The organism is Mycobacterium scrofulaceum, assembly GCF_002086735.1.
Taxonomy (GTDB): Bacteria; Actinomycetota; Actinomycetes; order Mycobacteriales; family Mycobacteriaceae; genus Mycobacterium; species Mycobacterium scrofulaceum.
This window is the reverse complement of the sequence record NZ_MVIJ01000035.1, coordinates 50,545-59,437: the sequence shown is the minus strand read 5'-3', so window position 1 is coordinate 59,437 and position 8,893 is coordinate 50,545. Positions and strand designations below refer to the sequence as shown.

The following is an 8,893-nucleotide window of genomic DNA, read 5'->3' as shown; positions in this document are numbered from 1 at the left end:
GCTCAAGTCAACAAGCGCGCACGTTTACGTGAGGCAACGAATCCGCCTTCGCGCGCATCTTGACGTGAGGCAACAGGCCGACAAATCTTGCCGCGGCGGAAACACCGGGACGAAAGTGGCGCAAGTGATCTCGGGCCCGAGCCCGCTGCCTACTTCTGTTCGTAGATGCCGTGGATGACGGCGCGCGCGATCGCGTGTTGGAACAGGTTGAAGCCGAGGTAGGCGGGGCTGGCGTCCTCGCCGAGGTCGAGCTTGTCGACGTCGACGGCGTGCACCGCGACGTAGTAGCGGTGCGGCCCGTGCCCCGGCGGCGGCGCCGCCCCGATGTAGCGCCGCATCCCGGCGTCGTTGACCAGCGTCAGCGCGTCGCCGGGCAGGTTGCTTCCGTCGCCCGCACCGGCGGGCAGCTCGGTGACATCGGCCGGCAGGTTGGCCACCGCCCAGTGCCAAAACCCGGAGGCCGTCGGCGCGTCGGGGTCGTAGACGGTGACGGCGAAGCTGCGGGTCTCCCCCGGGAATCCCGACCAGCTCAACTGCGGGCTGACGTCTTCGCCGCCGGCGCCCATGATCCCGCTGACCTGGGGCATGGCAAGCGGCTGGCCGTCGGTGATCGAGTCGGACGTCAGGGTGAACGTCGGCAGCTTCGGCAGCGCGGCGTACGGGTCGGGCGCGGTGCTCATGGGCGATCCTCTCGTTCCGTGTCGTGTCTTCAGCAGTGTGTCAGGAAGTGGGCCAGCACATCGGTGCCGAACCTCAGCGCGTCCACGGGTACCCGCTCGTCGACGCCGTGGAACAACGCGGTGAAATCAAGGTCGGGCGGCAACCGCAGCGGGCTGAAACCGAAACAACGAATACCCAAGCGCGCGAACGATTTTGCGTCGGTTCCGCCGGAAAGCATGTAGGGCACCGTCCGAGCGTCCGGGTCGAGGGCCAGCACGGCGGCGTTCATGGCGTCCACCAGGTCACCGTCGAAGCTCGTCTCGTACGACGAGAAGTCCTTGATCCATTCGCGGGTCACGTCCGGGCCGAGCAGCTCGTCGACCTCGGCCTCGAACGCCGCCTTGCGGCCCGGAAGGATGCGGCAGTCGACCACCGCTTCGGCGACGGCCGGGACGACGTTCGCCTTATATCCGGCCTTGAGCATCGTCGGGTTCGCGGTGTCGTGCAGCACGGCCTTGAGCATCCGGGCCATCGGGCCGAGCTTTTCGACCGCTCCCGCCAGGTCGTCCGACTCGACGTCGAACGTCAGCCCGGTCTCCTCACCGACGGCCGCCAGGAACTGGGCGACGGTGTCGGTCAGCACGAGCGGAAACTGGTGCCGGCCCAGCCGCGCGACGGCCGCGGCGACGGCGGTGACGGCGTTCTGGTCGTGCACCATGGATCCGTGTCCGGCCGGGCCACGGGCGGTCAGCCGCATCCACGACAGGCCCTTCTCGGCCGTTTCGATCAGATAGAGCCGACGCTCGCCCCCGTCACGGCGCGGCACGGTCAACGAGAAGCCGCCCACCTCGCCGATCGCCTCGGTGACGCCCTCGAACAGGTCGGGCCGGTTGTCGACCAGCCATTGTGCCCCATAGCTGCCGCCGTGCTCCTCGTCGGCGAGGAAGGCGAACACCAGATCGCGCGGCGGCACGATCCCGGCCCGCTTCAGCTGCCGCGCGACCACGATCATCATCCCGACCATGTCCTTCATGTCCACGGCGCCGCGGCCCCAGACGAAACCGTCTTTGACCGCGCCGGAGAACGGGTGCACGCTCCACTCGGCCGGCTCGGCCGGCACCACGTCGAGATGCCCGTGGATCAGCAGTGCGCCGCGCGAGCTGTCCGCGCCCGCAAGGCGGGCGATCACATTCCCGCGGCCCGGCGCCCCCGACTCGACATATTGGGGCAGGTAGCCCACCTGGGCGAGCTGCTCGGCGACCCACTGCGCGCACTCGGCCTCGCCGCGAGTCGTCTCCGGTTCGCCGGTGTTGGTGGTGTCGAATCGGATCAGCCGGCTGACGACCTCGACCACATCGTCACTCGGGTCGTTCGGGTTCTCGGTGCGCGCGGTCACAACCACCTTTCCTACCATTGCCGAGGCCGCCGGGCTCGGCGCTGAGCGGCCCGGCTGGATTGGGCGCGCGTGAGACAATCCGATAGCCTTAGCTGCCAACCCATGCGGTTGGTCCTGTCCGAGTGGCGGAATGGCAGACGCGCTAGCTTGAGGTGCTAGTGCCCTACTAATGGGCGTGGGGGTTCAAGTCCCCCCTCGGACACGCGTGGTGCAGGTCGGTGGGACGGCCCGCAGAACTCCCCGCACAGGGGTCGAGAAATGGCTCCTCCGCTGCACGTTCGATGCTTGGCCGGCGCGAACCAACCTCTGTCGCAATCAAGTACGCGTAGAGTCGGCATGACATCAGCCAAATCGAATTCCCCGCGTTGACAGGTCAACTGCATGCATGAGGGTGCCCACCTAGGCGTCGAGATCGACCTGGACGCTTTGTGGGCGGCCGTGCCCTGCCCCACCCTGGTCATCGATCGCGAGGGAATCGTGCAGGCGCTGAGCGGGTCGGCCGAATCCCTGCTGCCGGGCGCGGTGCAGGGCGGCAGGATCGACGAGTCGGTCGACTGGCTTTCCAGCGCACACCATCATCTCGTCGAATTTCCCCCCGGCGCCGTCGACCGGGACGCGTCGGTCGTCTCGGGCAGTGTGGGCAGCCGCAAATTCGACGCGCACGCCGCGGTCCTGCCCAGCGGCGAGGTGGCGTGGTCGCTGGTCGAGGACACCGGCCAGTTGTTACGCGAGGCGCAGGAAGCGCTGGCGCGGGAGCAGGAGCGCACGGCGATCCTGCTCGAGGCGTCCTCCGTTCTGACCGCGTCGCTGAACGTCGATCGCTGCCGGGAAGCGACGGTGCAGATGGCCGCCCGCCACCTGGCGGACGCGGCGGTGTTGGTAGCCCCGGCGGGCCGCGGCCGGCGGCTGCCGGTCTTCTACAGCGACGTGACAGGGCCGGTGGAGCAGTGCAGTGTCGACGCCGACCCCGCGGTTGTGGCGGGTTTGAGCGAGGCCCTGCACGGGTTCCCGCCCGTTTCCTCCGGTTGGATCGATCCCGCAAGCGTGCCAGATTGGCTTGTCCCACAACATTTCCCGGGTCCGGTCGGGTCCGTGATGATCTTGACGCTGCCGGGGCACGGCCTTTCGGCGGGGGCGTTGGTGTTGCTGCGGCGCACCGGTCGGCCGGTGTACAGCGCCGACGAAGAGATGTTCGCCGGCCTGTTCGCCGCGCGGGCCGGGGCGGCGCTGTCCGCCGCGCGCCTCTACGCCGAGCAGGCCGCCATCACCCGCACGCTGATGCGTGACCTGCTGCCGCCGCCGCTGCACGGATTGCACGGCATCGAGTTCGCCGGCGGCTACCGGGCCTCCAAGGATTACGAGGTGGTCGGCGGCGACTTCTACGACTTCCACCCGGCGGTGCGTCCCGAGGACGAAACCCTGGTGGTGCTGGGCGACGTGTGCGGCAAGGGACTGGACGCCGCCGTGATGACCGGCAAGATCCGCAACACGCTGCAGGCGCTGACGCCGCTGGCCGAGGACCACGAGGGCGTGCTCACCCTGCTCAATCGCGCCATGCTGTCCTCGGACCACACCAGGTTCGCCACGCTGGTGCTGGCCTCGGTCGCCTGCCGGGACGGGCAGGTGGCGCTCCGGTTGACCTGCGCCGGGCACCCACCGCCGTTGATCGTGCGCGACGACGGGCGGGTGGAAGAAGCCGACACCAAGGGCACGCTGGTCGGCGCCCTGGAGCGCATCACCGTGCAATCGTTCGAGACCCACCTCGCCCCGGGCGAAACGTGCGTGCTGTACACCGACGGCATCACCGAGGCCCGCGGCGGCCCGCTTGGCAACGACTTCTTCGGTGAGCAGCGCCTCGCGGCCGCGTTGACCGGATGCGCCGGCATGCCGGCCGAGGCGGTCGTCGAACGCGTCCTGATGCTGGCCTCGGAGTGGGTGGGGCAGCGCGTGCACGACGACATCGCCGTCGTGGCCATCACCGCCCCGCAGCGGACCCACCTGAGCGCAGTCGACGGCCACACCCGGGGCAGGTACGTCGCATGACGTCCTACGACACCGATACGACCGCGTCCCCCGACACCGGGGCCGCCGACGAACTGCTGGTCCGTGAGCGGCTGTGGGGCGCCCTCGCCGACCGCGACGAGTACGCGGCGGCTGCCACCGTGTTCGCCGCGCTGGACGCGGGGATGACGCCCGAGGACGTGCTGCTCGAGGTGATCGCCCCCATCCAGCACAAGGTAGGCGCCGAGTGGGCCGCCAACCGCATCAGTGTCGCGCAGGAACACGCGGCGACGGCCATCAACGACCGCGTCATCGCGGCGCTTGCTCATCACCCCGCCAGCAAAGTCTCGGCCCACGGCGGCCGGGTCACCCTGGCCTGCGTCGACGGCGAGTGGCACGCTTTGCCCGCCCGGCTGCTGGCCGAGGTGCTGCGGCTGCGCGGCTGGCAGGTCGACTTCCTCGGCGCGCAGGTCCCGACCCCGCATCTGATCGCGCACCTGCACCAGCACGGCCCCGACGTGGTGGCGCTTTCCTGCTCGATCCCCACCCGGTTGCCCAACGCCCACGCCGCGATCGTCGCGTGCCAGACCGCCGGGTTCCCCGTGCTGGCCGGCGGCGCCGCCTTCGGGCGCGACGGCCGCTTCGCCCGCCAGCTGGGCACCGACGCGTGGGCGCCCGACGCCCGGACCGCCGAGGACCGCCTGCGCCGCGGATTCCCCGCCGTACGACGTGTTCCCAACCGGCAGCCCGTCGATGACCTGCCGCACCTGGCCGACCAGGAATACACCATGGTGAGCCGAAGCGCGGCACAGCTCGTCAAGTCCACCGTCACCGACCTGGAGGATCGCTTTCCCGCCATGCGCGTCTACTCCGCGGAGCAGCATCAGCGCACCGTCGAGGACGTCGCCCACATCGTCGACTTCCTCACCGTGAGCCTCTACACCGACGACGACGCGTTGTTCGCCGACTTCGTGACCTGGACCGCAGAGATCCTCGCCGCCCGCGTCGTCCCCGCGGCGTCGCTGCACCCGGCGCTGGATTTGCTGGCGGTCCAACTCAACGACTTTCCCCGCAGCCAGCGTCTACTGCAGACAGCAAAGGACGCCCTCACCGCTGTCACCGGCCCAGGAGCGTCCTAATGAACCTCTCATTGAACGTCGCCAGCACCGGGCGGACGGTCCGCCTGCAGGTTTGCGGTGACCTGGTCTACGAGACCGTGGACGCCATGGTCGAAGCCGCCGGTCGGCTACTCGGCCAACGGCCGGCCCCCGCGCACCTGCACCTCGACCTCGGCGACCTGGAATTCTGTGATTCCGCCGGCCTGTCCGGGCTGCTCCTCGTCCATCGCCGGAGCCATCAGGCGGGCGCGCAGCTGCACCTGGACAACCGACCGCGATTCCTGGATCGCATCCTCGACGTCACCGGAACGTTCGAGCACCTCGTCGCGTCCGACGGGGGAACGGCGGGCTCCGACCACCGGGGCCGGAAGGCTCCGGGAGAAACCCGAGTGCGCTGACCGACGCTGCGCCGGCCCGTAGGCTGGGTGGCGACCGATGGCACCCAACAAATTCCTTCCCCACACTGCGACGCGTACGTTCCGCGACCGTCGTGATGCCGGCCGCGCGCTGGCGGAGCGGCTGATGCCCTACCGGGACCGGGACGACGTGCTGGTGTTCGGGCTGGCGCGCGGCGGCGTGCCGGTGGCCTGGGAGGTCGCCGCGGCGCTGCGCGCGCCCCTCGATGTGTTTCTCGTCCGCAAGCTCGGGGTGCCGCGCTGGTCGGAACTCGCCATGGGCGCTTTGGCCAGCGGCGGTGGTGTGGTGATGAACGACGACGTGGTGGCCAGTCTGGGCATCGCCGACGAGCAGGTCCGCGAGGTGATCGACAGCGAGGCCGTCGAACTCGCTCGGCGCGAAGACGCGTATCGGGGCGGCCGCCCGCTGACCGACCCGGCGGGCAAGGTGGTCGTCCTGGTCGACGACGGGATCGCCACCGGCGCCAGCATGCTGGCCGCCGTCCGGGCGCTGCGCGGGGGCAGGCCCGGCGCGGCCCCCAAGTCAATCGTGGTCGCCGTCCCGGTGGGTCCGCCGTCGACCTGCCATGAGCTCGCGCTCGAGGCCGACGACGTGGTGTGCGTGACGACGCCGCCGGGTTTCGAAGCCGTCGGGCAGGTGTACGCGGATTTTCACCAGGTCAACGACGACGAGGTGCGCGAGACGCTCGCCACGCCCACCCGCTGAGCTGTTACTTGGCGGTCTCGTCGCCGCGGCCCTCCGCCGGCACCGCCGGTTGTTCCTCCGACGATTCATGGACGCCTGATTCATGGACGCCTGATTCATGGACGCCCTCGTGCGGGGCTTCCTCGGGGTAGTCGACGGTCTCTTCCGCCGCGGGCGCCTCGTCCACGTGCTCCGGGTCAGCGCCGGCCGCGTCACGTCGCTGCCGCTCCTGCAGCGCGTCGACGATCAACAGCACCACACCGAGCACGCTGGCGCCGATGCAGACCCAGGCCACCAACTCATTGCTGGTTACCACGGCGAACACCAACGCGACGAGCCCGACCAGGGCCAGTACCAGCGCAATGATCAGCATCGGTCATCCTCCAAGCGACGAGCGGGACAGCGTGCAGGTCCGCCTGAGAGGTTAGTTGTTACCCCGGTTGAATTGATCGAACCCGCCGGCGTCGGCGCTGGAGTCGACGGGCGCCGCCGATCCGCGCTGACCGAGCTCTTCGAGCTGCGACTCGAGGTAGGTCTTGAGCCGGGTCCGGTATTCGCGTTCGAAGGTGCGCAGCTGCTCGAGGCGGCCTTCCAGGACGGTGCGCTGCTGGTTGATCGTGCCCATGATCTCGGAGTGCTTGCGTTCGGCATCGGCCTGCAGGGCGTCGGCCTTCTCCTGCGCCTGGCGCAGCTGCGTCTCGGAGCGGGTTTGCGCGTCCGCGAGCATCGCGTCGGCGCGCTGCCGAGCGTCGGCGACCGTGGTCTCGGCGGTCTGGCGGGCCTCGGTGAGGATTTGGTCGGCGTTGGCGCGGGCGTCGGCCAGCATCTTGTCCGATTCCGCCTTGGCGGTGCTGGTCAGCCGGTCCGCGGTGTCCTGGGCCAGGCTCAGCACGCGGGCGGCCTTCATGGCCTGCTCCTCGTTGCTGGCGGCAGGTGCGGCGGCGGCCGCCGGTGCGGCCTTCGGCGCCGGCTCCGGCTCGGGGACGGGGATCGCCTGGGTGGGCGCAGCCGCGGCGGCGGAACTGGCGCCGGCGCCACCGCCGGAGGCCAGCTCCTGGTCCAGCTCCTCGATCCGCTGGCGCAGATCGCTGTTCTCTTCGATGAGCCGCGTCAGCTCGGCCTCGACCAGATCGAGGAAGGCGTCGACCTCATCTTCGTTGTAGCCCCGCTTGCCGATCGGTGGCTTACTGAACGCCACATTGTGGACGTCGGCTGGTGTAAGCGGCATTGTTTCGTCCCCTCAAGTTCCTGTCTAACGTTCTGGAAAGTGTAGAACGCAGTGGTAGCCGTCGTGCAACTGCCGTCCATCCTGTCACACCAGGCGCGACCGTTGCTGTTTAGGCCAATAAATAAGAACCAATTTCAAACACTCAGGGCAATAAAATCCGAATCCTTAGAAATTTCAAATCGCAGGAACCAAACCGACGCTAAAACGTGGCCGAACCGTCTCCGGGCTGGTTCCGGGGCTGGTTTCCGGGCTGGATTTCGGGCCGGAAGCCGGCGCGCCGCGGGCCCCAACCCGGCCTACGCCGCGGCGCCGAAGGCCAGCTGCATGCCGATAAACGCGACGAGCAGCAACACCATGATGGACAGGTCGAAACGGACCGCGCCGATGGTGAGTTGCGGGATCAGCCGGCGCAGCAGCTTCACCGGCGGATCGGTGATCGACATGATGATCTCCAGGATCACCACGGTGATGCCGGTGGGATGCCAGTCACGGCTGAACGAGCGAATGAACTCGACGACGACTCGGGCGATGAGCAGCAGCCAGAAGATGAACAGCGCAAACCCAAGGATCTGAAAGAACAGCACCAACTGAAGAGCCCCGACCTTACCGATGAGATGTCAAGCGCCGCGGGCATGCGCGGCGCCTGCCAGCGTACCGACTCCGAGCGTCGATCCACATTTCAGCCGGCCCGGCGAACGACAGCCAGCCAGACAGGGTCGGCGAACCGGGGCCGCCGAACCGGGTTATTGGTAAGCGTAGAAGCCGGTTTCGGCGATCCGGCGGCGCTCCTCGGGGGACACGTCGACGTCGGCGGGCGAGAGCAGGAACACCTTGGTCGCCACCTTGTCGAAGGAGCCCCGCAGCGCGAAGGCCAACCCGGCCGCGAAGTCGACGAGCCGCTTGGCGTCGGCGTTGTCCATCGACACCAGGTCCATGATGACCGGGGTGCCGTCGCGGAACCGCTCGCCGATGGTGCGGGCCTCGCTGTAGTCCTTCGGCCGCAGCGTGGTGATCTTCGAGAGCGGGTGACCCTCCTCGAACATCATCGCCATCCGGCGCGGGTCCATCGCCAGCGCGCCGCGGGTGGAGTTGCGCAGCCACGAACCGAAGCGGGGCCGGGCCATGTCGGGCCGCTCGAACTCGCGGGGATGGACCGCGCCGTAGCGTGACTCGTCGCCGTAGCCGCCGCGGTAGCCGCCGGGCGGTGGGTAGTCCGCGGGCTCGCGCGGGTCGTCATAGTCGCGGCCCTCGTAGCGGCCGTACCCGTCGTCGAAACGCGGGCGCGGGAAGCCGCGCGAGGGTGCGTGGTCGTCGTAATACTCGTCGTCGTAGTCGTCCATCGGGGCCATACCGAAATACGCCTTGACTTTGTGCAGTGTGCTCATTGCG

At 69.0% G+C, this 8,893-nt stretch carries 10 protein-coding genes and 1 tRNA gene; 5 read left to right on the top strand and 6 right to left on the bottom strand.

All coding sequences use genetic code 11. The features are described 5' to 3' along the window. Positions 1 to 149: 149 nt before the first annotated feature. Positions 150 to 680: a YbhB/YbcL family Raf kinase inhibitor-like protein gene (locus BST44_RS20510; RefSeq protein WP_083178927.1), complete on the bottom strand. Its 531-nt coding sequence runs from the start codon at positions 678 to 680 to the stop codon at positions 150 to 152. A gap of 29 nt (positions 681 to 709) precedes the next feature. Beyond that, a complete protein-coding gene (locus tag BST44_RS20505; RefSeq protein WP_083178926.1) occupies positions 710 to 2,074 on the bottom strand; it encodes a M20/M25/M40 family metallo-hydrolase in 1,365 nt (454 codons plus the stop codon). 98 nt (positions 2,075 to 2,172) lie between these two features. Here BST44_RS20505 and BST44_RS20500 point away from each other — a divergent pair. The 5 genes from BST44_RS20500 to BST44_RS20480 all read left to right on the top strand — a co-directional run bounded on the left by BST44_RS20500 (position 2,173) and on the right by BST44_RS20480 (position 6,297). After that, positions 2,173 to 2,258 (top strand) — tRNA-Leu (locus BST44_RS20500). A 179-nt stretch (positions 2,259 to 2,437) separates the two neighbouring features. Beyond that, positions 2,438 to 4,099, top strand: a complete 1,662-nt coding sequence (locus tag BST44_RS20495) for a PP2C family protein-serine/threonine phosphatase (protein WP_083178925.1) — start codon at positions 2,438 to 2,440, stop codon at positions 4,097 to 4,099. Beyond that, the gene (locus tag BST44_RS20490) at positions 4,096 to 5,196 is read left to right on the top strand and encodes a cobalamin B12-binding domain-containing protein (protein WP_083178924.1); all 1,101 of its coding nucleotides are present in this window, start codon (positions 4,096 to 4,098) and stop codon (positions 5,194 to 5,196) included. Before BST44_RS20495 ends, BST44_RS20490 begins: the two co-directional genes overlap by 4 nt. Then, positions 5,196 to 5,573, top strand: coding sequence for an STAS domain-containing protein (locus tag BST44_RS20485; protein ID WP_083178923.1), 378 nt, complete (start codon positions 5,196 to 5,198; stop codon positions 5,571 to 5,573). The genes BST44_RS20490 and BST44_RS20485 overlap by 1 nt, the downstream gene beginning before the upstream one ends. A gap of 37 nt (positions 5,574 to 5,610) precedes the next feature. Beyond that, positions 5,611 to 6,297 carry a phosphoribosyltransferase gene (locus BST44_RS20480; RefSeq protein ID WP_083178922.1) on the top strand — a complete coding sequence of 229 codons (687 nt, stop codon included), beginning with the start codon at positions 5,611 to 5,613 and terminating at the stop codon, positions 6,295 to 6,297. A 4-nt stretch (positions 6,298 to 6,301) separates the two neighbouring features. On the opposite strand, the gene BST44_RS20475 is transcribed toward BST44_RS20480, so the two are convergent. From BST44_RS20475 to BST44_RS20460, 4 genes are all read right to left on the bottom strand, one after another. Beyond that, entirely contained in the window at positions 6,302 to 6,649 is a 348-nt protein-coding gene (locus BST44_RS20475) for a hypothetical protein (RefSeq protein ID WP_083178921.1), read from the bottom strand. Between the two features lie 51 nt (positions 6,650 to 6,700). Further along, on the bottom strand, positions 6,701 to 7,504 hold the full coding sequence (gene wag31 / locus BST44_RS20470) for a DivIVA-like cell division protein Wag31 (RefSeq protein ID WP_083178920.1): 804 nt from the start codon (positions 7,502 to 7,504) through the stop codon (positions 6,701 to 6,703). Between the two features lie 296 nt (positions 7,505 to 7,800). Continuing rightward, positions 7,801 to 8,091: a YggT family protein gene (locus tag BST44_RS20465; RefSeq protein ID WP_007170773.1), complete on the bottom strand. Its 291-nt coding sequence runs from the start codon at positions 8,089 to 8,091 to the stop codon at positions 7,801 to 7,803. 156 nt (positions 8,092 to 8,247) lie between these two features. Further along, positions 8,248 to 8,889 carry a cell division protein SepF gene (locus tag BST44_RS20460; RefSeq protein ID WP_083178919.1) on the bottom strand — a complete coding sequence of 214 codons (642 nt, stop codon included), beginning with the start codon at positions 8,887 to 8,889 and terminating at the stop codon, positions 8,248 to 8,250. Positions 8,890 to 8,893: the final 4 nt, after the last annotated feature.

Bases quoted from the DNA above. Each gene is read 5' to 3' on its own strand.
- BST44_RS20485 (WP_083178923.1), top strand. From the start codon at position 5,196: ATGAACCTCTCATTGAACGTCGCCAGCACCGGGCGGACGGTCCGCCTG.
- BST44_RS20460 (WP_083178919.1), bottom strand. From the start codon at position 8,889: ATGAGCACACTGCACAAAGTCAAGGCGTATTTCGGTATGGCCCCGATG.
- BST44_RS20505 (WP_083178926.1), bottom strand. From the start codon at position 2,074: ATGGTAGGAAAGGTGGTTGTGACCGCGCGCACCGAGAACCCGAACGAC.
- BST44_RS20490 (WP_083178924.1), top strand. From the start codon at position 4,096: ATGACGTCCTACGACACCGATACGACCGCGTCCCCCGACACCGGGGCC.
- BST44_RS20475 (WP_083178921.1), bottom strand. From the start codon at position 6,649: ATGCTGATCATTGCGCTGGTACTGGCCCTGGTCGGGCTCGTCGCGTTG.
- wag31 (WP_083178920.1), bottom strand. From the start codon at position 7,504: ATGCCGCTTACACCAGCCGACGTCCACAATGTGGCGTTCAGTAAGCCA.
- BST44_RS20480 (WP_083178922.1), top strand. From the start codon at position 5,611: ATGGCACCCAACAAATTCCTTCCCCACACTGCGACGCGTACGTTCCGC.
- BST44_RS20510 (WP_083178927.1), bottom strand. From the start codon at position 680: ATGAGCACCGCGCCCGACCCGTACGCCGCGCTGCCGAAGCTGCCGACG.
- BST44_RS20495 (WP_083178925.1), top strand. From the start codon at position 2,438: ATGCATGAGGGTGCCCACCTAGGCGTCGAGATCGACCTGGACGCTTTG.